The following is a 24,167-nucleotide window of genomic DNA, read 5'->3' as shown; positions in this document are numbered from 1 at the left end:
ATAATTCATATATACATGTTTTCTTGATCTTTTTAGCACCAAAAAAGGACAGTCGAATATATTGGTGCACAAAAAAACCACGCCGTAGCGTGGTTCTTATAAACAGAGAAGTCCGGATCAATCAGTACTTCTGACCTGGCACCCAAGTCGTGCCCGCCAAAGGAACACGCGCCATGGCCGCTGACTCGACGGTCAAGGCCACCAAATCTTCTGGCTCAAGGTTACGCAAATCGTTCTTACCGCAAGCACGCGCCAACGTTTGTGCTTCTAGCGTCAATACGCGTAGGTAATTCGCCAAACGACGACCCGCTGCAACAGGGTCAAGACGTTTACTCAATTCTGGATCTTGTGTCGAAATACCAGCAGGGTCTTTACCATCTTGGTAATCATCGTAATAACCCGCAGCAGAACCAATGGCTTTATATTCGTCGTCCCATTTCGGATCGTTACATCCCAAAGCAACCAAGGCCGCTGTACCAATGGCAACCGCATCCGCACCAAGCGCCATGCACTTAGCCACATCAGCCCCGTTACGAATACCACCTGAAACAATCAACTGCACTTTACGGTGCATGCCCATCTCTTGTAGCGCTTGAACCGCTTGTGGAATCGCCGCCATGGTCGGAATACCGACGTGCTCGATGAACACGTCTTGCGTTGCGGCTGTGCCACCTTGCATACCGTCGACAACAATGACATCCGCGCCCGCTTTTACCGCCAATTTCACATCGTAATAGGTACGAGTCGCACCAATCTTGATGTATATCGGCACCTGCCAATCAGTGATTTCACGAATTTCTTGAATTTTAATCGCTAAATCATCAGGACCCGTCCAATCAGGGTGGCGACATGCAGAACGCTGATCGATACCTTTTGGCAGATTACGCATTTGCGCCACACGATCGGTGATTTTTTGCCCAAGCAACATACCGCCGCCGCCTGGCTTCGCGCCTTGCCCTAATACCACTTCGATGGCATCGGCTTTACGTAAATCGTCTGGGTTCATGCCGTAGCGAGATGGCAAATACTGATAAACAAGCTTGCTTGATTGACCACGTTCTTCTGGTGTCATACCACCGTCACCGGTTGTTGTTGACGTGCCAACAATGGAAGCACCACGACCCAAGGCTTCTTTCGCATTAGCCGACAAAGCACCAAAACTCATGCCGGCAATGGTCACTGGCGTTTCAATGGTGATCGGCTTTTTCGCAAAACGATCACCTAATACCACAGAGGTATTACAGGTTTCGCGGTAACCTTCTAGTGGGTAACGAGACATACTCGCACCCAGAAACAACAAATCATCAAAATGAGGCAGTTTACGCTTCGCGCCAAAACCACGAATGTCGTAGATACCGGTTTCTGCCGCACGGCGAATTTCAGCCATGGTACTGCGATCAAAAGTAGCGGACTCTTTCAAGCTAATATTTTTCTCGTTGCTCATAATAAAAACCTCTCAAAAATTAGTAAGCGGACGCGTTGTCGACTTTAAAGGTGTACAGCTGACGCGCTGAGCCGTAGCGTTTAAACGCAGAAGGGTCTTCATCAAAGCCCGCTTTTTCTAACAAGCCGGTCAATTCTGCGATGTGCTCTTCACGCATTTCTTTTTCGATACAGTCCGCACCAAGAGATTTCACTGTGCCTTTTACGTAAATGTGTACTTCATACAAGGAATCACCCAGCGCTTCGCCGGCATCGCCGCATACAACCAATGAACCAGACTGCCCCATGAAGCAGCTCATGTGACCAATGCTGCCTTTTACAACAATGTCCACGCCTTTCATGGAAATACCACAACGGGCACCGGCGTTGCCTTCGATGACCAATAAGCCACCATGAGCCGTTGCGCCTGCCGCTTGAGAGGCATCGCCCTTCACACGAACCACACCCGACATCATGTTTTCTGCCACACCTTGACCGGCGTTACCATGAATAGTCACCGCAGCTGTTTTGTTCATACCCGCACAAAAGTACCCAGCGTGTCCGTGGATATCGACAGCGATGTCAGCGTCTAAACCCACTGCGATGTTGTGCATGCCTTTTGGGTTCGTCGCCGCCCACTCTTTTTCAGTGACAATGTTTTTTTCATCGTGCAATGCTTGGTTAAATTCTCGTACCGTACTTACCGCTAAATCAAACGTTTTCATCTTCTTCTCTCCTAAACCTATTTGCGTTCCCAAATGTAAAAAGTAGCGGGCTCTGGTTCCCACACCTTGGCGTTTTCAATGCCTGGCAAGGTAGTCAGTGCTTGGTACTCTGACGCCATCGCAACATAGTCTTCGGTTTCTGCCATGACAGCGGGTTTACAAGCAATAGGATCACGCATTACTGCGAAGCCATCTTTGGTGCCTATGGTGAAGGTGAAAAAGCCATCAAGGTCTTTCAGCGCATGTTCCAAGGCTTCTTTTAGGGTTTCACCCTGATTCAAACGCCACGTCAAATAGCCTGCCGCCACTTCAGAATCGTTTTCCGTCACAAAAGTAATGCCTTCGCGCTTTAGTTTGTCACGCAAACGGTTGTGGTTAGACAAAGAGCCGTTATGAACGAGGCACAAATCAGACCCCGTTGAGAAAGGATGGCTACCTTCCATGGTCACAGCAGACTCAGTCGCCATGCGAGTGTGACCAATGATGTGAGTCCCTTTCATGCCGCTCAAATTAAATTTAGAGGCAATATTTTCTGGCAAACCCACTTCTTTGAGAATCTCAATCGATGCACCCGCACTTAATACAAGCGCTTCTGGGCAAAGCTCAAGAAGGCAAGCGCGTGCTGACGCTTCGTCGCTGTTAACTTTAAGCACGGCCACGTTGGCGTTTTGCATCCAGTCTACTTTGCAGTTTAATACGCTCGACATCTGATCCGCCAAAGTCGCCCAATCAAAGTCTTCTTCAACATGGCGTACGGTCAGTTTCACCCAACCTTCTGCTACTTCATCGCCATAAATAGCAAAACCCGCGCTGTCTGGGCCACGATCTGTCATGGCAATCAACATAGGTTCAAACAACTCACCTAACGAGTTTTGATATTTATCGTTTTTTAAATACAGTCCGACAATTCCACACATAGCAGAAACCTCTATAAATGTTTACATACACAAATTGATTGATTAAAAGAATTCAGCGTAACGCTCTACTTCCCAGCTCGACACTTGGCGAGAATATTCGTTCCATTCCGCGCGCTTCACTTTGACAAACTCCGCCACTATGTCTTTGCCCATGGCTTCGACGAAGATTTCGTCTTTTTCTAGCTCGTTAAGCGCATCGCCAAGAGACTGAGGCAAAATTTCGATGTTTTTAGCGATGATGTCTTCAAGAGAAAGATCGTATAAATTGATGTTCATTGGCTCGCCTGGATCCAATTCACGATTGATGCCGTCCATACCGGCTGCAATCAGTGCCGCGTGCACCAAGTAAGGGTTACAACCCGAGTCGGGTAAACGGAATTCCAAACGACCGTAAGGCACGCGAACCAAGGCAGATCGGTTGTTATCGCCGTAACAAACATAAGCTGGCGCCCAAGTGGCACCTGAGCTATTACCACCAACCACGAGACGCTTGTAAGAGTTCACTGTCGGTGCGGCAAAAGCACAAATGGCTTTGGCGTGTGCCAAAATACCTGCTGTAAACTGGTAAGCCAGTTTCGATAAGCCCATGCCATGCTTGTCAGAGTCATCGTTGAAAAGGTTCTTGCCACTTTCATCGGTAATCGACAAATGGAAGTGCATACCGTTGCCTGTTGCATCAGGAGCGGGTTTTGGCATGAAAGAGCAAATCATGTCCATGTCATTGGCAATTTCACCTGCCGCCATACGCACAAACGTAAAGCGATCAGCCGATTCCAATGCATTACCGTAGGTATAATTGATTTCAAATTGACCGTTGGCGTCTTCGTGGTCGATTTGGTAAACATCAAAATCCACCGCTAATAAGGACTCGGTAAGGCGCTCAAGAAATTCACGTGAACGAGATAGGCCTTTGTAGTCGTAGCAAGGCTTGTCTAGGGTGTCGGTTTTATCGACAGGAAGCAGCTCACCACGCTCGCCTTTTTTGAACAAGTAAAATTCTGGCTCAAGACCGGTGTTTAAAGTCCAACCTTTTGCCTCTAAACTTTTTAATTGCTCTTTTAGAACAACGCGAGAGCAATAAGGGTGTGGCGCATTGTTAACATAACCATCACACACCAATCGAGCGTAACCTGGCTGCCAAGGAACAATACTTAAGGTAGAAATATCACCGCGGGCAAGAAAATCAGGACCATGGGGTTCCATTGCCAATCCATTTACAGCAAAACCGGCAAAACCTGCGCCCTTTTCAACAACATCGTAAATATTCTTAGCAGGAACGGATTTGGTTTTGGCAACACCATGAATATCAACAAATTGTGCTAATACGTATTTGATATTGTTGTCTTTTAGAAAGTTTTCTACCGCATCTGATTGCATTTCTAATCTCCTAACATATTATGAACTTAAGGAATGTTCTAATTAGTGAGTCAAACATTCTTGGTGAAAGCGCATTTAAAAAGGTATTTAACGCCCTTTCGTTGTCATCAAATCTGATCTCACTCGTACTAGACAAAGCATCGAATAAAAACCGCTTTAGTTTCCTAATAGGAATCTTTATTTCCTTTAAAGAAAGCAATATCTTTGCCATATTTATAATCATCAAGAAAATATTTTTACTGTCAGTGTAAGTCTATGATTTTTATGGTGTAATTTTTAATTCTGCGATCAATAATCTATTGATGCCAAACATCAGGTACTGAATGAATGAAAGTTGATGCACCATCGCCACATGCTATCGCACTAGAAAGGGGCGATATTGTTCAGGAACGCAATACGTCGCAAAAACTAAAGCTTGAGGAATATATCGCCCTGCAAGTAAGGCGTAAACGGGTTGAACAAGCGCTAAAAATTGCCGACGTGGCGCGTATTGCCAAAGTCAGCCAAGGCATGATCAGTAAAGTAGAAAACGCTCAGGTGTCGACCAGTTTGGACACACTAAGCCGACTCTGTGACGCCATTGGTTTATCAATTTCACAGTTGTTTGCCGATTATGATCGACCGGAAGGCGGCGCTCAGCTAACCAAGTCTGGCCAAGGAATGGAAGTCGTACGTCGCGGTACAGAAAAGGGCCACACGTATCAATTATTGAGTTACAACAAAGGCAAGAAACAAACTTACGAGCCTTTCTTAATCACCATGGACGACGCCAGCGAAGTCTTCCCGACCTTTTCTCACCGCGGGCAAGAATTCATTCATTTACTAGAAGGTAAATTACTGTATCGACATGGTAATCATCTTTATAAAATGGAAGCCGGTGACTCCCTCTCTTTTGATGCAGAAATATCTCATGGGCCAGAAGTACTCGAAGAAGTGCCAATTAAATTGCTGTCTTTTATTATGCACGATAATAAAAGTTAACCCTCTTTTAAATAGAGACACACTTAACACAAAAAAGCAGTCGCCCCATTTTAGGACAGACTGCTTTTCATTCGTAACGATTTGAACTTTGTAATGGTTTTGATTAATAACTTGGTTAGCCATTTAAACCATTGTCAAATAAGAATCACTTAGCTTTCCAGAATAAGTATTCACCAGAATAGTTTACAACGACTTTATGGCCGATCTTATCCATGTTGCAGCCTGTTTCTGGTGCTGCGCCGCCTTTTAAGTTAATACGCTGTACATAAGTAACGCCTTCTAGCGCACCAGGGCGTGATGATGCGTTGGCTTTAACCAGTTGCATTGGGATGCTGCCTTTTTCAGAAGGTGACACTGCCAATTGCTTACCTGTAATAGAAGAACCGTCTAGAGATTCCCATGTTGCTGGTGGGCCAAAGTAAGAAACAAGGTGGTTACCCTTGTTATCACTCAAGATCGCACGAGGGCCGGCAAATGCCCATTTTGCTTGATCCATGTTTTTCGCATCAGCTTTGCATTCCCACGTAATGTTACCTTCTGCTGATGTAAACATAGCTACCTTGTTACCCGCTGGTACTTGTACGGAAGCTGGTAAGTTGTCTTGAGAAAAAGTCCAAGCGTGTGATTGCGCTGCTGTGACCATTAAAGCGGATACCGCTGCGATTTGAAGGCCTTTAAACATCATTTTATTACTCATTGTCGTTTCCTTTACTTAGCTAGTTTTAATGAAAAAACAGTCCGTTTGACGGTTTGTTATAAGTACAACAATCGAGATGATTGTTTGGATGCAAAATATTTAAAAAAAAATTAAAAAAGATTTTAAAAAAGATGAATACTTTAAAAAACACGCTTCTTGCCCCGCGTTTAATGACTTCAAAGAGTCAGTTTTGTACACTGGTTTTTTTCATTAGGTAGGATCAGCGTGTCTCCATCCATCTTTGACTACGAAACCACGCTCAAGCATTGCGCCGCCGGGAATCGTCGGGCTTTAATGCAGTTGTATGAACAAGAAGCGCCGAGATTGCTCACTGTGGTGCTGAGGATTCTACAAAATCGCCCACTGGCAGAAGACGTGGTGCACGATGCCTTTATTAAAATTTGGCAAAACGCTCAACATTATCATAGCGACCTGGGCTCAGCCCGCGGTTGGATTTATACCCTAACCCGCAATTTGGCGCTCAACGCACTTAAATACAGCAACCGACAAATTTTGTTTGAGCCTGAATTTTTGCTCGATCTGTGCGATAACCAATTGCAAGAAAACGAACATCACGCCGATGAGGTGGAAGCCTTAGCACAAGATCCAATGGCGCAAACCTCTCTCACCAATTGCCTAAATCACCTTGAGCCCGAGCGAAAACTCTGTGTATTGCACGCCTATGTGGATGGCTATACGCAAGATGAAATCGCCACCCTACTCGACAAACCCCTAGGCACCGTCAAGTCGTGGATCAAACGCAGCTTAAATGCGTTGAAGGAGTGCTTACAATGAGCCAACACACCAACCTATCAGACACCAACTTGGATACCCCAGACACCGACAGTAATCTTGCTGGGCAATATGTACTGGGGACTTTAGACAAAACCGAGCGATTAGCGTTTGAAGCCAGACTGACAGAGAGTCCAGCATTGCAAAAAATGGTTAATCAATGGCAAAACCATTTTGTTTCCATTACCGATAAACTACCACCACTGTCTGCACCTCAACCTTTATCGGCTCGCATAGAGCGCAGCCTAGATGAACTTGATCAACCTGCGAAGTCTAAACCTACTAAAGAAAAAACGTCATTTTGGCAAAGTTTGCCCATCTGGCGAGGACTAACCGGAGCAGGCATGGCGTTGGCGGTGTTTTTCGCGGTGCAGCTACAAACCATAGAGCCAACGTTAAGTGAGCCTACTTATATTGCGGTCTTGGTGGCGCCAGAGGATAAAACCCCAGGCTGGGTGATTCAGACCAGCCAATCCAATCAAATGCAACTGGTTCCCCTCGCAGCCATTGAAATCCCTGAAGGAAAAGCCTTGCAGTTTTGGACAAAGGCCGATGGTTGGGATGCGCCCGTCTCTTTAGGGCTCGTGAAAAAAGGCGAAACACTCAGAGTGGCGTTAGACAAGCTGCCACCACTTACCGAGAACCAGTTATTCGAGTTAACACTAGAACAAGAAACTGGCTCACCAACAGGTCGCCCAACCGGTCCTATTACGTCTATTGGTCGTGGTGTCATCATGCTCTAGTGCTGTGACTTCACGTATTTTTTGATAAGTGACTTAAGCATATGGCTTTAAAGAATAGAATAGGTAATCCTTCATGATAACTTGGCACTGCCAACCTTTTAAGCAACTCTCGGTCGAGACCCTGTACGACATCATAAAGTTACGTTGTGATGTTTTTGTGGTGGAGCAAAACTGTGTTTTTTCCGATTTAGACGACCTAGATAAGTTGTCCAATACCCAGCATCTTTATGCATTAGAAGGACAAAACATAGTCGCCTACGCTAGATTGTTAGCACAAGGTGACTCCTATACTGACCACACCAGTATAGGTCGGGTAGTGGTCGCCCCGTCCCACCGTAAAGCCAAGCTGGGGCATATTTTAATGCACCACGCCACTGCAGACATCGAAAAGCGCTGGCCTTCGTGGCCGATTAAAATTGGTGCGCAGTCGCATCTTGAAGGGTTTTATCAATCTCATGGGTTTATCACAGCTTCCGAACCCTACATGGAAGACGGCATAGAACACTACACCATGATAAAAAGCCTACCGGTTCAAGACCCCCCGTTATAAACCTCAACCCCATTAGCAAAACGAAAAAAAACAGCGCCTGTTGCCAGACGCTGTTTCTCATTACTTTTTTGAAAAGTAAAAAACTTAGTGCTGATGACCGCCTTCACCATGTACATGGCCATGCTCTAGCTCTTCGGCTAGGGCTTCACGCACATCAATGATTTCAACGTCAAATTTCAGCGTTTTACCTGCCAACGGGTGATTGCCGTCTAGCATGACGCCATCATCTTCTACCGCAATCACGGTAACTGGCTGCTGACCGCCTGGCGTTTGCGCCATAAACTGCATACCCACTTGAATTTCATCCACGCCTTGGAAGTTTTCAGTCGGTACTTTTTGGATCAATTCTTGATGCACTTCACCATAGCCTTCTTCTGGAGCCACAGACACAGCTAGCTTTTCGCCCGCTGTTTTGCCTTGAAGGGCTTTATCCAAACCGTCGATGATGTTTTGCGCACCGCTTAGAAACACTAATGGCTCTTGACCAACAGAGGAATCCAATTCCTGACCAGCTTCATCGGTCAATGTGTAGTGCATGCTCACAACGGCGTTTTCAGTAATTTGCATTGTATTCTCCTAAGTAATAAATAATAAGTTATAAGGGAACGAGCGTTTGATACAAGCAAACCTTAATCTCAATAATAAGCGCGACACTGCCACAACACGAACCCAAACAATAGTTGGTGGCAATATGATAACTTTCCATAAGCGCAATAACTACCGCATACTTTTACAAGATTGGTACGTTCAATGGTTTTTAAAGGGATAATGTCAGATTCCCTTAAAAAAAGTGCTCTGGTTGGGTAAAACACTCGATTTTCACTGGTTAGATAGCGTAAATTGGGACAAATCCAATGTATAAGAGCGACCTAACCAAGCACAGCCTTGGGTGTGGTCAAGGTAATCGTCTCCGGTTACTGGGTGCAAAAACACATCCAAAGTACGACGATTCAACATCAACCAGGTCACTATGTCGCCTAAATGCTCCGCCTTAAAAGACAACTGACAACTCCACACGGGATGAGGGCCAACCGCTTGTTGGTGAAAACGCCCCACTCTTATGTCAAACAAAACCGCGGCTTGCTCAGCAACGGCTTTCGCCATCTCAACGCCCTGCTCATCTTGGTAATAAAGATGGGCATGAAACGCTTTTACATTTTGTTGTACTAGTACTGGGTTCATTCCACTTCCTTTAAAATAATGGCCTTGTACTGCCACGACCTAAGTCGTAGAGGATTTTTACACTGGCTGTGTTACATTTAATAACACAAACAACGACCTTTCTGCTTCTCTCGGGTAATGCATTTCATGACTGTTTTCTGGGTTCTGTTAGCCATTTTATACATCTTTGGTTTGTTCTGGATTGCCATCTGGGGAGACAAAGAAAGCCAAACGGCTAAAAAACTGACCCGGCACCCTATCGTTTACAGTTTATCACTGGCTATTTACTGTACGGCATGGACTTTTTACGGCTCCATTGGTGAAGCATCGCGCTCTGGGTGGAGTTATTTACCCATTTTATTAGGGCCTGTTTTACTCTACTTATTTGCCTATCCCATATTACGCAAGCTCATTGCGGTGAGCCACAAACAAAACATCACCTCCATTGCGGATTTTATTTCATCTCGCTATGGCAAACGCCCTATTACCGCACCCTTGGTTATTTTAATAAGCATGTTGGCGGTGATTCCCTACATTGCTTTGCAGCTCAAGGCCATAGGTTCCAATTTTGCGCTGTTTGTTAACCAAGACGAATCTTCCGCCAGCTTGGTGGTTTTGATCGCGACGATTTCCATCGGCGTGTTCGCCATGCTGTTTGGCACACGCAAGGTGGAAGTCACTGAATACCGCTCTGGCATGATGCTCGCCATTGGCACAGAATCTTTGTTTAAGTTATTGGCCATCGTCGCGGTGGGCGTGGTTGCCGTCTTAATGACCCAAGATATAACCTTTACCGACTTGCAGCACAGCGAGCAACTGTCTGTTTGGAATACAAATACTCTGTTGTCTTTCTCATTTTTGATGCAAACCTTTATGTCAGCCGCGGCGGTCATTTGTTTGCCCCGTCAATTTCATGTGACCGTGGTGGACCATCAACATAAAAAACAATCCGACATGGCACGTTGGCTGTTTCCTTTGTACCTATTAATTTTCGCAGTCATCATTCCACCCATTGCCATCGCTGGACAGAGCCTGTTTTCAGCCGATATCAACCCAGATACCTATGTGATCCAATTTGCTCTGGCATCGGATAATTTGCCTTTGCAAATGCTTATTTTCCTTGGCGGTATGTCGGCGACGACCGCCATGATCATTGTGGCGACCTTTGCTCTAAGCATCATGATCAGTAACGATGTGATCTTGCCTATCATGCTCGCTAGAGCCAACGCTCAACATCAGGCTTTGCCCTTGTATCGTCGTCGTATTTTGATCATACGTCGCTTCGCCATGATGGGCATTTTGGCGCTGTCTTTTTTGTATTATCAAAAAATGGCCAATAACGAATCGTTAGCGGGCACGGGGGTGTTGGCGTTTTCTCTCGTGTTACAGCTTATGCCTGCGGTAATCGGTGGCTTATATTGGAAACGTGCTCATGCTTACGGCGTTTACACAGGATTAACGCTCGGCTTTTTAACCTGGGCCCTACTGATGACGCTCCCCCTAACCGGCAGTATGGATTGGGCCTTGGACAATGCGCAATCTCGCTCTGAGCTAATCAGTTACGGCGCTTTTATCAGCTTAGTCTCAAACCTAATTGGCTACATTGTGGGTTCTTTATTATCGACAGAACGCCTGATTGACCGAATCCAAGCCACTGCGTTTGTTAGCCCTACGACAGAACTGGAAAAAGGCTTTTTTAAGCCGAAAAGCAAAGCCACCAACAGTGACTTTATGGTGCTTTTAGAAACCTTTCTAGGCAAACAAAAAAGCCAACAGGTCATTTTTAACTTCGAGCGCGATTATGGTGAAACCCTGATCAACAACCTGTCGCCTAATCGCTTATTCATCGATTATTGCGAACGTATTTTGGGTGGCGTTCTCGGTGGCTCGTCAGCACGCACTATTATTAACTCCATCTTGGTGGATAAAAAAATCAAGGTCGAAGAAATGGTGACCTATTTAGATGAGACCACCCAAGCCATTCAATTCAGCCAAAACCTTTTGTTTGTGTCCATGGACAACTTGGATCAAGGCATCAGCGTGGTCGACAAAGATTTGCGCATCGTCGCATGGAACAAAACCTACCTAGCGCTTTATCCTTATCCAGAAAGCATGCTAAAAGTCGGGCTTCCTGTGGAAGAGTTAATTCGCTTTAATGCCAAACGTGGAGAATGCGGCGTTGGTGACATTGAAGATCTGGTCAACAAACGGCTTGAACATTTGCGCAAGGGCACCACCCACCGCTTTTTACGTCGTCGTGCCAGCGGGCGAGTCATCGAAATGGTCGGCAACCCTCTTCCAGACGGCGGCTTTGTGACCAGCTTCACCGACGTCACCGAACACATCGAAAGCCAACAAGCGCTCAAAGACGCCAATATCGACTTGGAAAAGCGTGTGGAAGCGCGCACCGAAGAGGTTCAAGGAGTAAACCAAGAGCTGCTGCAAGAAATTGAGCGTCGTAACCAAGCGGAAAAAGCCCTTACCAGTGCCAAAGCAGAAGCAGAACAAGCTAACGCGTCAAAAACAGAGTTTCTCGCCCTGGCCAGTCACGATATTCTGCAGCCCCTTAACGCGGCCAAACTCTACATGGGAATTTTGCAATCCACCAGCTTGCCCGATGACACCAGCCAAGTAATTGAACGCTTATCCGACTCGTTGGAATCCACTGAAGCACTGATTTCCACCCTATTGGAAATCGCTCGTTTGGACCAAGGCGCCATTCAGCCAAAATTGGTCGACTGCGATTTACAAGAGATTCTCGCTCCTATCGTGCAAGAGTTTGACGTGATTGCCGACAGTAAAAATATCCGTCTCACCACCCATTTACGCCCCTTTAGAGTCCATTCTGACCCGATTTATTTGCGTCGTATTATTCAGAATTTTGTCTCGAATGCAGTGAAATACACCAAAAAAGGCCGAGTATTACTGAGTGTAAGACCACGAAATGGTGTCGTGTATTTACAGGTTTGGGACACGGGTGTCGGCATACCCGAAACCGAACAAAAGAAAATATTTGATGATTTTTACCGTTGGGAAAATACCCAAGAACCGGGAATGGGTTTAGGGTTAGGCTTGGTTAGACGCATGCAAAAGCAACTCGGCTTGGCCACCGAAATTCATTCCACGCCCGGTAAGGGCAGTTGTTTTAGTATAGGGATCCCCCTTGCTCAGGGCGATCAAACGGTTGCCTTGGCAACAACAAACATTAGCCAGACAAAAGAAAGTAAATTAGCTACCTGCTACGTCTGGTGCATTGACGATGAGAAAAACAACCTAACTGCCATGAGCACCCTGCTGACCCATTGGCAATGTGATTGTCGAACCTTTAATCGTTTTAGCGATGCTATGGAAGCACAAGGGGAAGCTGAGTTGTTACTGGTGGATTATCACCTTGACGACAACAAGGACGGTTTGACCTTGATTAAAACCCTTCGAGAAAGAGCTGGCAAACCGCTTCCGGCTGTATTGATTACCGCCATGCGTGACCCTGAATTGATCGAAGAGTGCAAACGCCTAAACATTACCTATATGGCAAAACCAGCAAAGCCCGCAAAACTGCGGGCTTTGGTTCAACACATTCATCAGTTAAGAGAAAACGAACCCTAGTTGCTCGTTTTCTCAGGTAAACTCAGTCCGCAGCCCGTTAAAATAATGCCACTGATGGTATCGCCAATGCGGGTTAAATCATCCTCAGACAAGGACTCAATGCCACTTAACGCCAATACTTGCGCTTCAAAATCCGCGTAATGCTGAGTCGTTGCCCAGATCATATAAATCACACTGGCAGGATCACACGGACGCATTTTACCGGCGTCCATCCAACCTTGTAACAAGCTTGTACGAGACGTAAACCAAGGTCGCAGCTCTTCTTTTAAGTAGTCTCCGATGTGTAATGCACCGCCAATCACTTCCATCGCAAACAACCGAGAAGTGCCCGGTTTTTCAATGCTCTGTTTAAGTTTCACGCGAATAAAACGATCTAACACAACGGCTGGATCGTCTTCTAGTGTGGCGCGATCAAAGAGATCATTCCAGCCCATTAGTGTTTGATCCAATACTTGTTTGTATAGATTCGCTTTGGATTGAAAATAATAAATAATATTCGGTTTAGGCAGACCGGCACGCTCTGCAATGTGCTGCAAGCTGGCGCCATTGTAGCCCTTAAGTCCAAACTCCATTTCGGCGGCCTCGAGGATTTTCTCAAATACCTCTTCGCGGTGATTCTGACGCTTACTCATGGGGTGAATACATCCTTAATAATCTGTTAAGCCAATAAATCCGTTATTTCTTGGGCGGTGGACAATTTACCTTCGTCTTCAATGTTTGGAAACACGGCTAGGGTAATATTGTCTAAGGCAAGGCTTGGTAGCCATTCGGCTTTAAACTGCTCTAAAGGGACAGAGACCGCCTCGCAGTCATCCCAATCTTCAATCGCCCATTGGCTGGCAAATTCTGCATCGGGCCACACCATCACGCAGTCGCCATCGTCAGTTTCAACCATGACAAAACCTTCTTCGTTGCTCAAGCTCCACACTAATTGCGTGGCTTTCGCTTGTTCAACAAAATACGCTAATCGCTCACTGTCTGGCGCGACCAAGAGTTGTACGCGTTCGTCCATCGATAATTCTTTCATTATTTACTCTCTTATTAACCTACGAGCTTGTTATAAATACACGGGTTAGAAATATGCAACTTCAGCATCGGTTAAGGCACGAAACTCACCAACCGCCAACTCTGCATCTAACTCTAGCGGGCCTATTTGATCCCTATGCAATTCTTCAACCTTATTACCAACCGCCGCCAACATGCGTTTGACTTGGTGGTATTTACCTTCTTGAATCGTCAGGTAAATATCACATTCACTGAGACGCTGCGCTAAAGCCGACAACGTGGGTTGCGATTCGCCATTGAGCATCACGCCTTTTTCGAGTTGCTGTAGATCCTCGTCGCTAATCTGTTCGGCTAGCATCATTTTGTAACGTTTATTGCAGGCACTACGTGGCGAAGTAATACGGTGCAACCATTGCCCATCTGTGGTGAGCAACAACAGCCCTGTGGTGTCTTTATCAAGACGTCCGACGATCTTCAGGTCTTGCCCTAAGTGCGGCGGCACCAAATCCAGCACCGTTGGGTGATCAGCACCTTCAGTGGCACACACATAGCCAGCTGGCTTGTGTAGCATGTAATAACCTTCAGAGGGCCACGCCAACAGAGTATCATCTAGGCAAATTTGATCACCTTCTTTTACGGTGTAATTGGCCTTTTTGATCACTTCACCGTTCACGGTAACACGGCCTTTGGATGCCGCGATTTTCGCAGCTTTACGTGCCAAATCAGTCACGTGGGATAAATAAAAATCAAGTCTCAAGAGAATCGCCTATGGCTTTGTTTATATTAAGAAAATACTTCATGGGTAGGTTCGATTTCTTTATAAAAGAACGTCGAATTGTGCAGCATACCATTGGCGCTGCGGGTATAGCCGGGTACTTCGCCAAACGGAATATATCCCATGTTGACATACATATCATGAGCGATATCGTCGCTTCTTACTTCTAAAATCAGTAGCTGCCTCTGCATAGACGCTGCGACGCGTTCTACGCCTTGCATTAAAATGCCCCCTAAACCATTTTCTCGTGCTTGAGTGTGCACCATGAGTTTTTCAACGTCGCAGCGGTGTAAGGCATTGGCTTTTGGAGACATGCCGATTTGCACGCTACCGACCACTTTGTCGTCTTCACGCACCAACAATACTTGGCGAGAATTAGCTTGTAGATCGTCGTTGATACTCAACCAATAGGCTTTAGCTTCTGAGTCGCTCATGGGCGGCAAAAAACCGATGGGGGCCCCAGAATCCACCGCATCGCACAATAATTCGATTAGGTCGTCCATGTAGGGGTTTAGGTTGTCTACTTTGAGCAGTTCCAAGCGTGTTTCCTCTCACATTATGATGGTGCTCATAATACCTGAGCGCGCCGCCGTTAGGAAACGCCCGTGCCAATTACCCGAACGCAAGTCACAAAAAAGACGACCTAAGTCGCCTTTCATACTGTTTCGGTGATTATCTCGCGTGCTCTATACGTTGCCCATGTAGCGACCGGGTTTGTGGTTCACCGCGATGATCATATTCAACGCGATGGCACCCACAAATGAAATCAGGATCAAGGTGTAATCGACAACAAACACCGACAACAGCACTATCATGCAATCCACCGCCATTTGAAACTTGCCCATGGAAATCCCATATTTTTCAGACAAATAACGGGCTAGGATATTCAACCCGCCCAAGCTTGCGTTATGGCGGAACAACATTAAGAAGCCAACACCCATCAAAAAGCCACCCGCTATACTGGCGTAAAAAGGGTTCACTTGCTCAAAGCTGACCAACATGGGCGTTACGTCCGCGAAGACCGATAAGCAAAACACCGCCAAAAAGGTTTTGATGGTAAATTCCCAACCAAAATGCACAATCGCCAGCACATAAAAAGGCAGGTTAATTAAAAAGAACGCTTCACCAAACGTAAGAGGTGTAGAGTACTTCATCAAAAAAGCTAAGCCGGCTGAACCGCCTGTCAGCAAACCTGCGTGAGTAAAAAGATTTACTCCCATAGCAATGATCATGGTACCAAGAACAATGGCTTGGATATCTTCAAGACGAGTGTGTTTGCTCACTTTTGGTAATTCAACGGTCGACATGATGCTCTCTCAGGCTAATGGGATGAAACGGAAGTGGATGCTGTATGGCGTGGATTTTAGAGAAAAACCCTAGCCATACCAACACCTCAACCTAAAGCCATTTGACGCCCATATTCAAAAGTGTCTTGGTTTCTGTACAGTAAAGTAGCGTGCATCAATGATAAGCAGAAGCAGCAGGAGCACTCACCGCATTCGCTAAGGACAACATCAAGGCACGACTCTGTGCCGATACTTGTTTACTGTAGCTGGTGGTGAAAAGCTCCCATTCGAAACGAATATGAGTTGCGGTTCTCATGATCAAGTCCCGTTGATCGTCGGCCATATCTGGACGCGCAATCACCGTCTGCAAAAAGTTTACCGCGTTTTCAAATTGAGTATTGGCTGAAATGAAATCCCCCAATGCCGTGTAAGACTCGGCAATATTCAAGAAGCTCACCGCAGCGGCGGCGACAGCGGATTCAGCATCACGGTAAAAATCGTCATCGAAACTGCGTTCGACTTGCATTAATGCCTGACGATTCAGATCCGCCGCTTCTAAGTAATCCTGATTCGAATAGGCTCTATTAGCTTGTCTGGTTAAACGTTCCCAAGTTTGCATAGCGTTCTCCGGCATTGACTAGAATGAATTTAGTTAACGAGAACTATTATCAATAAAGAGCATAGGAAAAGCCAGCCTATTTGAGAATTAATCTCATTTTAATCGATTTGTTTTAACAACAGATAAAAAGAGTAAACAAACACTCAAGTCGGTAAAGAAGAAAGTCAAACTACCACTCGATCCCAACTTGCGCCTTTACTCCATTGGCAAAAGCATGTCGCTCGTTAGCAATTTTACTGTGGGTATCGACGCTGTCTAGCAGCACGCGTGGAGCTGTGCGGCCAGTCATCATCACGTTTTGATGAGCCGGTCTGGCTGCCAGTGCCGCTACCAAGTCGTCTTCGTTTAAGTAGCCATATTTGTACATGTAGGTAATTTCATCCAACAACACAAAGTAAACACTCGGATCAGACAAGGTCTGCTTGGCCAACGCCCAGGCTTGCTCAGCGGCTTGTTTTTCCAGTTCAGGGTTACGCGTTTCCCATGTAAAGCCGTGCCCCATAACATGAAAATCTACCAGCGGATGGGAGCCGAAAAACAACTGCTCGCCCGTGGCTTTGCGCCCTTTGATAAACTGAATAACAGCGCTTTTCTGACCGTGGCCTAAAGCTCGTGCCATGGTGCCAAAGGCGCTGGAGCTTTTGCCTTTGCCATTCCCCGTCAGCAAAATGGTTACTCCGCGCTCTTCTGTGGCGGCCGCGATACGTTGATCGACAATGGCTTTTTTCTGCAATAAACGGGCTTCATGTACCGCATCTTGATTAGGTTGCTCTGTATTCGATTGCTCTGACATAGTGTTTCTCGCTTTATCGTTTTTTGTACAACAGCCAACTTGGATAGTATAAATCCTTATGAATGGCGAATACCCTAAGTATAAAGACTAATGCCACTGCGTAAATCGAGTTGAATTCATGTGTAGGGATGTTATTTTCAAGCAAAACCAGCAAGAGAGCGCCAAGAAAAGCCGGCGTTGCGTAGAACTCTCGCCCTAACACCAAGGGTGGGCGATGGCTTAAAACATCACGAATAATGCCGCCTGCAACCCCAGTGACAATCCCCATAGTAATAGCAATCGTCGGTGGAAAGCCCATCATTAACACCCTTTCCGTTGCGACGACCGTGAAAAGCGCCAAACCGAAGGAATCGGCATAATGAAACACCGTCTGCTTGTCGTCGATAAAACGCACCGTAAAAAATGCCAACACAGATGACAAAAAAGCCACCCATAAATAAGAAGTATCTTTTACCCAGTACACGGTTTCAACCGACAATACAGTGTCGCGAATAGTGCCTCCACCTAATGACGTAACCATGCCCAAAAACACCACACTGAATAAATCCATATCCTTTTTGCCGGACGAAATGACCCCGGTAATCGCAAACGCCGCGATACCAAACATACCTAACCAATAGAGCAACATTATGTATTTTCTCAACTGAACCTAAGAGGGTTTAGTGAACACTAAACCGAATATCAAGCTAAACGACGATAATGAGTATTACACCCAATCTCCCGCTCCTAAACGCTTCAAAGCAACAAACTCACCATTGATGGCAAACTCTGTGACGCTGGTGAACCCCACATCAATGCGATGACACTGATTTAGTGGCCACTGACAAAGCAAACTTACAAAGACCTTAATCACGCCAGAATGCGCCACCACCACACAATGCTCCATCGGCGTGTCCTTCACCGATAACCACCAATGCCAAACTCGGTCAGCCACCACCTGCAAAGACTCGCCATTATAGGGCGCAGAATGCACAATGTCGTTAGCCCAATCGTCTATTTCTTGACGGGGAAGATTCTGCCAGCACTGCCCTTCCCAATCGCCAAAATCCAGCTCTTTTAAGGCGGTAACCGATTGAGAATGCCCGTCACTCAAATACTCGCCAAGCAATGCAGCGCGACTCAAAGGGCTATGAAAACACAGGGTGGAATCAGCACTAAAATCCAACGACAAAGCGTTTTTTAACGAATGTGCGCCGGTTCGCCAGCCTGCTAGCAAGGGCACGTCCATATCCCCATAACACAAGCCTTTTTCAACATCTGGCTGAGGGTGTCGAATCAAATACAGCTTCATGCGTAGGAAACCAGCAAACATAAGATAATAAAAATTTCGCCAACCTGTTCACTTGCCCCAAGTGTGTCGCCATTAAATCCAGCGATTTTTTTGTGTAGATACACATGCATCAGGGCGATTAAAACAAGGCTAAATAAGAAGGTCATCACCAAACCAAAAAGGCTAAACGCCACGATGCCGAAGAAAACACAGGGCACTAGGGCGACAATCCATTGATGAAGATCTAACTTGGCAATCATGCTTATTGCTTTACTTTTCCCTAAGGTGACGTATTCCAGTGTGGTCATTAGCGCCAAAGGAAACACCCGCGCCAATACATGCACCACGCACCAACCGCTCAAGGTATAAATGAAGCCCAAAAAGGAATCGGGTATCGCATCCAACAATTCGCTCAGCAACAGCCATTTCAACGTTAAAGAAAACCAAATAGACAAGGCCGCGTAACTGCCAATGCGCGAATCCTTCATAATAGTCAAACGTTGCTCTTTGTCCCATCCTCCTACCAAGCCATCGCAGCTGTCCATCAAGCCATCTTCATGAAACCCACCGGTCAACAAGACGGCGGTAAGCAACATCAGTAAGGCTTGTAACGACGAAGACAAATCAAACCACAAAGGCCAAGCACTCAACAGCGCCACAACGAGACCGATCCACGGCAAAAAGCACACTGGCGAAACGTGTTTTACCTCGTCTTGCCAGTTTACCCGCAACGGAATACGCGTGTAAGTCACCAGACTGCGCTTAAACCCTTGCCAATAGGGGCCGATTATCATGCCTTTGATCATGTGTGTTGCCTAACTCAAAAAAATTAAAGAAAAGAAACGCCGCTGGACAATGCTTCATCAGTCACCTTTGGCTTCTGTCACACCCGCACTGTCGAAGCTGGCCATCTTGTTTAAAAACACACAGGCGCTTTGAATCAATGGGTACGCCAAAATGGCGCCAGAGCCTTCACCTAAACGCAAACCCAATGACAAAATAGGCATCGCACCAAAATGCGCCAATAACTGTGTATGGGCTTTTTCATTGGACTGATGAGAAAACACCGCATAAGCCACCACATTGGGGGCAACTTTTTGGGCAAACAACAAAGCCACAGTACAAATAAAGCCATCGACCACAAACGCAGTTTGACGCTGCGCCGATTGCAGCATGGCGCCCGCCATAGCCAGAATTTCAAAACCACCCACCTGTTCAGCCAGGGTCTGAGCGCTCCATTGCGCCATAGGCAAGCCGGTGTCTCGCTCGGCTCGGGCCAAAGATTGCTCTATAATTTTCGCTTTATGAGATACACCAGTCGCATTTAAACCTGTGCCTGGGCCAGCGCTGTCTTCAGGGCTCACGCCCATTAAGGCCGCCATCATGCAAGAAGACACACAGGTATTGCCTATGCCCATCTCACCAAACATCAGCAAATTCACCCCTTCCTCAATAGCCAAATTCGCTTCATCGACACCCGCTTGAATGGCTTGCGCTAATTGCTCACTGGTCATGGCCGCTTGTTGACTAAAGTCTTGGGATGAAAAGGCGACTTTGCGCGACCCCAATAATGGGTGCGTTCCCAGTTCAGCGTTAACGCCAACATCAACGACTCGTAAAGGCACATTGTGCTGCTGACAAAATACACTCACCGCCGCGCCGCCCTGTAAGAAGTTCATCACCATTTGTGGCGTCACTTCTTGAGGAAACAAACTGATGCCTTGTGCCACCACACCGTGATCGGCAGCGAAAACAATCATTTTCGGTTTAGACACCTCTGGCGAGGTGGTCTGCTGAATATGACCGAGTTGAAAGGCCAGCTTTTCAAGAGACCCTAACGACCCAAGTGGTTTGGTTTTATTGTCAATTTTTTGCTGTAGTTCGGAATCTTTGGCCGTCAATGGCGCTTGAATAGAAAACGATGTAAACATGTTTATTCCTTAAACCTCTTCCTTAAATGTTTGTTTTAAATATTTTTATTGGCTTTTTACCGCTGCGGCACGCTGACGTACCACTTCGTACAAACAAACGCCTGTTGCAACCGATACGTTCAAGCTAGACACCACACCGGCCATAGGCAGTTTCACCAGATAATCGCATTGCTCACGCGTTAAACGACGCATACCTTCACCCTCTGCCCCCATCACGATGGCGGTTGGAATAGTGAAATCTTGCTCGTATACCGTTTGTGTCGCCTCGCCTGCGGTGCCAAAAATCCACACGCCTTGGTCTTGCAACTTCTTCATGGTGCGAGCCAAATTGGTCACCGCATAGACGGGCATACTTTCTGCCGCGCCACAGGCCACTTTACTGACAGTGGCGTTCAATGGCGCGGAATTGTCTTTTGGCATGACCACGGCGTGGGCACCAGCGGCGTCGGCACTGCGCAAACAAGCGCCCAGATTATGAGGATCGGTTACCCCATCAAGAATAATAATCAGAGGATTTTCATCGAGTCCTGCGACTAACGTGTGTAAATCGGCTTCGTTGCCAGCTTTGTTTAGCTCGGTATAAGCCACCACGCCTTGGTGAACAACGCGGTCTTTGTTTTTGGTAAACAATTGATCCAAGTCTCGACGAGGAACTAGACTAAAACGTACCTTGCTAGACTTACAAAGCTGCAATAAACGCTGCGTTTTTTTGTCGTCACGACCCTCTTGGAAGCGTACTTCCTTGATGCGCTCAGGTTGCTGGGTTAACGCATTTTCCACGGCGTGAATACCGTATATCCATTCTAAATCTGACATTCTCTACTCTATTAATTTGGGGGCTTACGCCCCCTTGTTTCTACTTATCTAACTTATGTGTCATTCAAACGCTTGAAAGATCAAGTGAGATCAATCTTTTGCTTTCGGTTTGGCGTTCGCCTTTTTGGCTTTTTTCGGCTTTTTTGGCTTCTTAGCCGCAGCGGATGCTGGCTTGCCACTGGCGTTCGCCGCAGAAGCGGTTTTCTTCTGGCGAATTCGCTTACCTTTGGAAATAGGCGGACGGCGCTTTTTCTTCGCCTTTCCGTCTGACTCTTTACCCTCTCCCTCTTTACCCACTTTCCCTTCTTTTAGAGGCTTAGCATCTTTAGATTTATCGCTCTCGGCTTTCGCCGCTGTTTTTTTCGCTTTCGGACGACCACCTAATTCAATCGGCGGTAACTGAGCCAGTTGCATTTCTAACTCGGTTTGGTCGTCGCGCTGCACTTTTTTGCGCACTGGACGCGCCGCCGCTTCATCAAGGCTCAAATCAATTTTGCGCTGTTCCAAATTAACGCTGGCCACGCGCACTTTTAGCTTGTCTCCCAAACGGAAGACTTTTCCGGTACGCTCGCCAATAATCGCTTGATGCTCCATGTCGTGAACAAAGTAATCTTGTCCCAACCCAGAAATATGCACCAAACCATCGACGAACAAACCTTGTAACTCAACAAACAAACCAAACGAGGTTACAGCGGTCACAACGCCATCGAAGGCATCACCAAGATGTTGCTCTACGTATTGGCATTTCAACCAGGCTTCCACGTCGCGTGTCGCTTCGTCGGCACGGCGCTCGGTTAAGGAACAAGAATCTCCTAAACCATCCATATCAGCATGATCATAACCATAAATCTTACGCTGTTTTAATTCTGGGCTGCCCGCCACTCGATGGGCTTGGCGCACCGTTGGGCGACCTTCACCACGAATCAAATAACGAATCGCACGGTGTACTAATAAGTCAGGATAACGGCGAATCGGCGAGGTAAAATGCGTATAAGCCTCATAATTCAAACCAAAATGACCTAAGTTATCCGCCTGATACACCGCCTGTGACATGGAGCGCAACATCATGGTTTGAATGCTACGCGCGTCGGCGCGGTCTTTAATGGTCTCTGATAACGCCGCATAATCCGCTGGCGTTGGTTTAGTACCGCCAGTCAATTCTAAACCGAGCAAACCAAGGTAGGTGCGCAAAGTCAGTAATCGATCGTCTTTTGGCCCCTCGTGAACACGGAACAAAGCCGGTAAATCAGCTTTGATCAATAATTCTGCAGCCGCCACATTGGCGCACAACATACATTCTTCGATTAGCTTATGGGCGTCGTTTCGCTCTACTGGAATAATGTGTTCAATTTTCGAGTTTTCATCAAACACCATGCGCGTTTCTATCGTATCGAACTCCATCGCACCCCGTTCATCACGGGCGCCTTTCAACACTTTGTACAAACCGCTCAAGTCGTCGATATGTGACACGATGGACGCATAACGCTCACGCAGCTCAAGGCCCTGCTCTTCCGGTTCAGCAGCGATCATTTTCGCGACCTTGGTGTAGGTCAAGCGGGCATGGGAGCGAATCAGGCCTTCGTAAAACTTAAAGCCGCGCATTTTGCCTTTGGTTGTCAGAGAAACTTCTGCCACCATTGCCAAACGATCCACATCTGGATTAAGGGAACACAAGCCGTTAGACAGCACTTCTGGCAACATAGGAATCACGCGACCAGGGAAATACACCGAGTTGCCACGAACAATGGCTTCTTCGTCTAAGGCGGTGTCTTTTTTCACGTAATGGGACACATCGGCAATGGCGACGAACAATTTCCAGCCACCAGGTGTTTTTTCACAATACACGGCATCGTCAAAATCTCGTGCATCTTCGCCGTCTATGGTGACAAACGGTGTGTCACGCAAATCCACACGATGAGCTTTGTCTTCGTCGGCCACTTCGGTGTTAAATTGTTTGATCTGCTTTTCAACGGCGGCAGGCCAAGCATTTGGGATCTCGTAACGGTGCATCGCCACTTCGATTTCAACGCCTGGCGCCATAAAATCGCCCAGCACTTTTTTCACCAAGCCTTGAGCGGGTTTGCCGCGTTCGGCGTAGCTGACGATTTCAGCCAATACATACTGCCCATGAGCCGGTGTTAGGCCAGATTCTGTGGTGATTAAAATGTCTTGTGCAATTCGAGGGTTTTCTGGCGTCACAAAAGCCACGCGACTTTCTTCGTAATATCGACCTACAAGCTGACTGTGTTTGCGCTCTATAACCTCAACCACAACACCATCTAAACGGCCTTTTACACTGCGACCAGACAAGCGGGCTTTGACCTTGTCGCCATCCATAACGTTTTGCATTTGGCGGGCGGACAAAAAAATATCGTCGTCGTTTTGACGCAACAAGAAACCATGACCCTCTTTATTACCCTGAACGTAGCCTTCTATTAGGTCACTTTCTAAAATCGGGGTGTACTCGTCATTTTGGTTACTGGTCATTTGGTTGTCTCGGCACATAGCAATGAGACGGCGGCGAAGGGCTTCGATTTCGTCTTCACCGGTCAGTGAAAACGCGTCACATAGATCAAAGTGACCCATGCTTTTATTTTGTGTGGCAAGAAACTCTAAAATGAATTCACGGCTTGGTACGGGGTTATCGTACTTAGAGGCTTCACGTTGTTTATGGGGATCGTTAATTTTTTTACTCAATGTG

The 24,167-nt window shown here is 46.6% G+C and carries 25 protein-coding genes; 5 read left to right on the top strand and 20 right to left on the bottom strand.

The annotated features are described in order from the left end of the window. Positions 1-121: 121 nt before the first annotated feature. From J9B83_RS05500 to glnT, 4 genes are read right to left on the bottom strand one after another with little or no spacing between them, the layout of a single operon-like run. Positions 122-1,444: an FMN-binding glutamate synthase family protein gene (locus tag J9B83_RS05500; protein WP_211535734.1), complete on the bottom strand. Its 1,323-nt coding sequence runs from the start codon at positions 1,442-1,444 to the stop codon at positions 122-124. Positions 1,445-1,463: 19 nt separating this feature from the next. After that, entirely contained in the window at positions 1,464-2,147 is a 684-nt protein-coding gene (locus J9B83_RS05495; RefSeq protein ID WP_211535733.1) for a GltB/FmdC/FwdC-like GXGXG domain-containing protein, read from the bottom strand. A gap of 17 nt (positions 2,148-2,164) precedes the next feature. Continuing rightward, positions 2,165-3,064 carry a class II glutamine amidotransferase gene (locus J9B83_RS05490; protein ID WP_211535732.1) on the bottom strand — a complete coding sequence of 300 codons (900 nt, stop codon included), beginning with the start codon at positions 3,062-3,064 and terminating at the stop codon, positions 2,165-2,167. A gap of 42 nt (positions 3,065-3,106) precedes the next feature. After that, positions 3,107-4,441, bottom strand: coding sequence for a type III glutamate--ammonia ligase (gene glnT / locus J9B83_RS05485; protein ID WP_211535731.1), 1,335 nt, complete (start codon positions 4,439-4,441; stop codon positions 3,107-3,109). 327 nt (positions 4,442-4,768) lie between these two features. Here glnT and J9B83_RS05480 point away from each other — a divergent pair, with 327 nt between their 5' ends. After that, on the top strand, positions 4,769-5,422 hold the full coding sequence (locus tag J9B83_RS05480) for a helix-turn-helix domain-containing protein (protein WP_211535730.1): 654 nt from the start codon (positions 4,769-4,771) through the stop codon (positions 5,420-5,422). Between the two features lie 145 nt (positions 5,423-5,567). Here J9B83_RS05480 and J9B83_RS05475 read toward each other — a convergent pair whose 3' ends face one another. Beyond that, positions 5,568-6,119, bottom strand: coding sequence for a DUF3455 domain-containing protein (locus tag J9B83_RS05475; RefSeq protein WP_211535729.1), 552 nt, complete (start codon positions 6,117-6,119; stop codon positions 5,568-5,570). A 225-nt stretch (positions 6,120-6,344) separates the two neighbouring features. Between J9B83_RS05475 and J9B83_RS05470 the strand changes: the two genes are divergently transcribed. From J9B83_RS05470 to J9B83_RS05460, 3 genes are all read left to right on the top strand, one after another. Next, the gene (locus tag J9B83_RS05470) at positions 6,345-6,914 is read left to right on the top strand and encodes a sigma-70 family RNA polymerase sigma factor (RefSeq protein ID WP_211535728.1); all 570 of its coding nucleotides are present in this window, start codon (positions 6,345-6,347) and stop codon (positions 6,912-6,914) included. Next, positions 6,911-7,654 carry an anti-sigma factor gene (locus J9B83_RS05465; RefSeq protein ID WP_211535727.1) on the top strand — a complete coding sequence of 248 codons (744 nt, stop codon included), beginning with the start codon at positions 6,911-6,913 and terminating at the stop codon, positions 7,652-7,654. Before J9B83_RS05470 ends, J9B83_RS05465 begins: the two co-directional genes overlap by 4 nt. Before the next feature lie 73 nt (positions 7,655-7,727). Further along, positions 7,728-8,204 (top strand): GNAT family N-acetyltransferase, encoded by a 477-nt coding sequence (locus J9B83_RS05460; RefSeq protein WP_211535726.1) that lies wholly within the window; start codon positions 7,728-7,730, stop codon positions 8,202-8,204. A gap of 84 nt (positions 8,205-8,288) precedes the next feature. Here J9B83_RS05460 and J9B83_RS05455 read toward each other — a convergent pair whose 3' ends face one another. Together J9B83_RS05455 and J9B83_RS05450 are read right to left on the bottom strand one after the other, a co-directional pair. Next, complete coding sequence (locus tag J9B83_RS05455) at positions 8,289-8,771, bottom strand: FKBP-type peptidyl-prolyl cis-trans isomerase (protein WP_211535725.1); 483 nt, start codon at positions 8,769-8,771, stop codon at positions 8,289-8,291. Positions 8,772-9,023: 252 nt separating this feature from the next. Then, a complete protein-coding gene (locus tag J9B83_RS05450; RefSeq protein ID WP_211535724.1) occupies positions 9,024-9,386 on the bottom strand; it encodes a DOPA 4,5-dioxygenase family protein in 363 nt (120 codons plus the stop codon). Between the two features lie 126 nt (positions 9,387-9,512). On the opposite strand from J9B83_RS05450, the gene J9B83_RS05445 reads away from it, so the two are divergent. After that, positions 9,513-12,971: a hybrid sensor histidine kinase/response regulator gene (locus J9B83_RS05445; RefSeq protein WP_211535723.1), complete on the top strand. Its 3,459-nt coding sequence runs from the start codon at positions 9,513-9,515 to the stop codon at positions 12,969-12,971. Here J9B83_RS05445 and J9B83_RS05440 read toward each other — a convergent pair. The 13 genes from J9B83_RS05440 to rnr form a co-directional block, all read right to left on the bottom strand. After that, the gene (locus tag J9B83_RS05440) at positions 12,968-13,603 is read right to left on the bottom strand and encodes a TetR family transcriptional regulator C-terminal domain-containing protein (protein WP_211535722.1); all 636 of its coding nucleotides are present in this window, start codon (positions 13,601-13,603) and stop codon (positions 12,968-12,970) included. The genes J9B83_RS05445 and J9B83_RS05440 overlap by 4 nt on opposite strands. 26 nt (positions 13,604-13,629) lie before the next feature. Then, positions 13,630-13,998 carry a DUF2750 domain-containing protein gene (locus J9B83_RS05435; protein WP_236037126.1) on the bottom strand — a complete coding sequence of 123 codons (369 nt, stop codon included), beginning with the start codon at positions 13,996-13,998 and terminating at the stop codon, positions 13,630-13,632. A gap of 45 nt (positions 13,999-14,043) precedes the next feature. Continuing rightward, complete coding sequence (locus J9B83_RS05430) at positions 14,044-14,733, bottom strand: pseudouridine synthase (protein WP_211535721.1); 690 nt, start codon at positions 14,731-14,733, stop codon at positions 14,044-14,046. Between the two features lie 26 nt (positions 14,734-14,759). After that, positions 14,760-15,290, bottom strand: a complete 531-nt coding sequence (locus J9B83_RS05425; protein WP_211535720.1) for a GNAT family N-acetyltransferase — start codon at positions 15,288-15,290, stop codon at positions 14,760-14,762. Between the two features lie 147 nt (positions 15,291-15,437). Beyond that, positions 15,438-16,058 (bottom strand): YitT family protein, encoded by a 621-nt coding sequence (locus tag J9B83_RS05420; RefSeq protein WP_211535719.1) that lies wholly within the window; start codon positions 16,056-16,058, stop codon positions 15,438-15,440. Positions 16,059-16,212: 154 nt separating this feature from the next. Continuing rightward, positions 16,213-16,656, bottom strand: coding sequence for a tetratricopeptide repeat protein (locus tag J9B83_RS05415; protein WP_211535718.1), 444 nt, complete (start codon positions 16,654-16,656; stop codon positions 16,213-16,215). A gap of 169 nt (positions 16,657-16,825) precedes the next feature. After that, positions 16,826-17,449, bottom strand: a complete 624-nt coding sequence (gene cobO / locus J9B83_RS05410) for a cob(I)yrinic acid a,c-diamide adenosyltransferase (protein ID WP_211535717.1) — start codon at positions 17,447-17,449, stop codon at positions 16,826-16,828. Positions 17,450-17,462: 13 nt separating this feature from the next. Continuing rightward, the gene (locus tag J9B83_RS05405; protein ID WP_211535716.1) at positions 17,463-18,077 is read right to left on the bottom strand and encodes a trimeric intracellular cation channel family protein; all 615 of its coding nucleotides are present in this window, start codon (positions 18,075-18,077) and stop codon (positions 17,463-17,465) included. 78 nt (positions 18,078-18,155) lie between these two features. Beyond that, entirely contained in the window at positions 18,156-18,740 is a 585-nt protein-coding gene (locus tag J9B83_RS05400) for a histidine phosphatase family protein (RefSeq protein WP_211535715.1), read from the bottom strand. Further along, the gene (locus tag J9B83_RS05395; RefSeq protein ID WP_236037125.1) at positions 18,737-19,525 is read right to left on the bottom strand and encodes an adenosylcobinamide-GDP ribazoletransferase; all 789 of its coding nucleotides are present in this window, start codon (positions 19,523-19,525) and stop codon (positions 18,737-18,739) included. Before J9B83_RS05395 ends, J9B83_RS05400 begins: the two co-directional genes overlap by 4 nt. Before the next feature lie 57 nt (positions 19,526-19,582). Beyond that, complete coding sequence (gene cobT / locus J9B83_RS05390; protein ID WP_211535714.1) at positions 19,583-20,650, bottom strand: nicotinate-nucleotide--dimethylbenzimidazole phosphoribosyltransferase; 1,068 nt, start codon at positions 20,648-20,650, stop codon at positions 19,583-19,585. A 45-nt stretch (positions 20,651-20,695) separates the two neighbouring features. Continuing rightward, on the bottom strand, positions 20,696-21,466 hold the full coding sequence (rlmB, locus tag J9B83_RS05385) for a 23S rRNA (guanosine(2251)-2'-O)-methyltransferase RlmB (RefSeq protein WP_211535713.1): 771 nt from the start codon (positions 21,464-21,466) through the stop codon (positions 20,696-20,698). A 90-nt stretch (positions 21,467-21,556) separates the two neighbouring features. After that, complete coding sequence (gene rnr / locus J9B83_RS05380; protein WP_211535712.1) at positions 21,557-24,163, bottom strand: ribonuclease R; 2,607 nt, start codon at positions 24,161-24,163, stop codon at positions 21,557-21,559. Positions 24,164-24,167: the final 4 nt, after the last annotated feature.

Source organism: Marinomonas vulgaris (genome assembly GCF_018145875.1).
Lineage (GTDB): Bacteria > Pseudomonadota > Gammaproteobacteria > Pseudomonadales > Marinomonadaceae > Marinomonas > Marinomonas vulgaris.
This window is presented reverse-complemented; position numbering and strand designations above follow the sequence as displayed.

Coding starts and splice junctions, on each gene's coding strand:
- J9B83_RS05495 (WP_211535733.1), bottom strand. CDS start 2,147: ATGAAAACGTTTGATTTAGCGGTAAGTACGGTACGAGAATTTAACCAA.
- J9B83_RS05490 (WP_211535732.1), bottom strand. CDS start 3,064: ATGTGTGGAATTGTCGGACTGTATTTAAAAAACGATAAATATCAAAAC.
- J9B83_RS05400 (WP_211535715.1), bottom strand. CDS start 18,740: ATGAAGCTGTATTTGATTCGACACCCTCAGCCAGATGTTGAAAAAGGC.
- J9B83_RS05445 (WP_211535723.1), top strand. CDS start 9,513: ATGACTGTTTTCTGGGTTCTGTTAGCCATTTTATACATCTTTGGTTTG.
- cobT (WP_211535714.1), bottom strand. CDS start 20,650: ATGTTTACATCGTTTTCTATTCAAGCGCCATTGACGGCCAAAGATTCC.
- J9B83_RS05450 (WP_211535724.1), bottom strand. CDS start 9,386: ATGAACCCAGTACTAGTACAACAAAATGTAAAAGCGTTTCATGCCCAT.
- J9B83_RS05405 (WP_211535716.1), bottom strand. CDS start 18,077: ATGTTGCTCTATTGGTTAGGTATGTTTGGTATCGCGGCGTTTGCGATT.
- J9B83_RS05395 (WP_236037125.1), bottom strand. CDS start 19,525: ATGATCAAAGGCATGATAATCGGCCCCTATTGGCAAGGGTTTAAGCGC.
- J9B83_RS05435 (WP_236037126.1), bottom strand. CDS start 13,998: ATGAAAGAATTATCGATGGACGAACGCGTACAACTCTTGGTCGCGCCA.
- J9B83_RS05480 (WP_211535730.1), top strand. CDS start 4,769: ATGAAAGTTGATGCACCATCGCCACATGCTATCGCACTAGAAAGGGGC.
- J9B83_RS05460 (WP_211535726.1), top strand. CDS start 7,728: ATGATAACTTGGCACTGCCAACCTTTTAAGCAACTCTCGGTCGAGACC.
- J9B83_RS05440 (WP_211535722.1), bottom strand. CDS start 13,603: ATGAGTAAGCGTCAGAATCACCGCGAAGAGGTATTTGAGAAAATCCTC.
- J9B83_RS05455 (WP_211535725.1), bottom strand. CDS start 8,771: ATGCAAATTACTGAAAACGCCGTTGTGAGCATGCACTACACATTGACC.
- cobO (WP_211535717.1), bottom strand. CDS start 17,449: ATGTCAGAGCAATCGAATACAGAGCAACCTAATCAAGATGCGGTACAT.
- J9B83_RS05475 (WP_211535729.1), bottom strand. CDS start 6,119: ATGAGTAATAAAATGATGTTTAAAGGCCTTCAAATCGCAGCGGTATCC.
- J9B83_RS05415 (WP_211535718.1), bottom strand. CDS start 16,656: ATGCAAACTTGGGAACGTTTAACCAGACAAGCTAATAGAGCCTATTCG.
- J9B83_RS05420 (WP_211535719.1), bottom strand. CDS start 16,058: ATGTCGACCGTTGAATTACCAAAAGTGAGCAAACACACTCGTCTTGAA.
- rlmB (WP_211535713.1), bottom strand. CDS start 21,466: ATGTCAGATTTAGAATGGATATACGGTATTCACGCCGTGGAAAATGCG.
- glnT (WP_211535731.1), bottom strand. CDS start 4,441: ATGCAATCAGATGCGGTAGAAAACTTTCTAAAAGACAACAATATCAAA.
- J9B83_RS05500 (WP_211535734.1), bottom strand. CDS start 1,444: ATGAGCAACGAGAAAAATATTAGCTTGAAAGAGTCCGCTACTTTTGAT.
- J9B83_RS05465 (WP_211535727.1), top strand. CDS start 6,911: ATGAGCCAACACACCAACCTATCAGACACCAACTTGGATACCCCAGAC.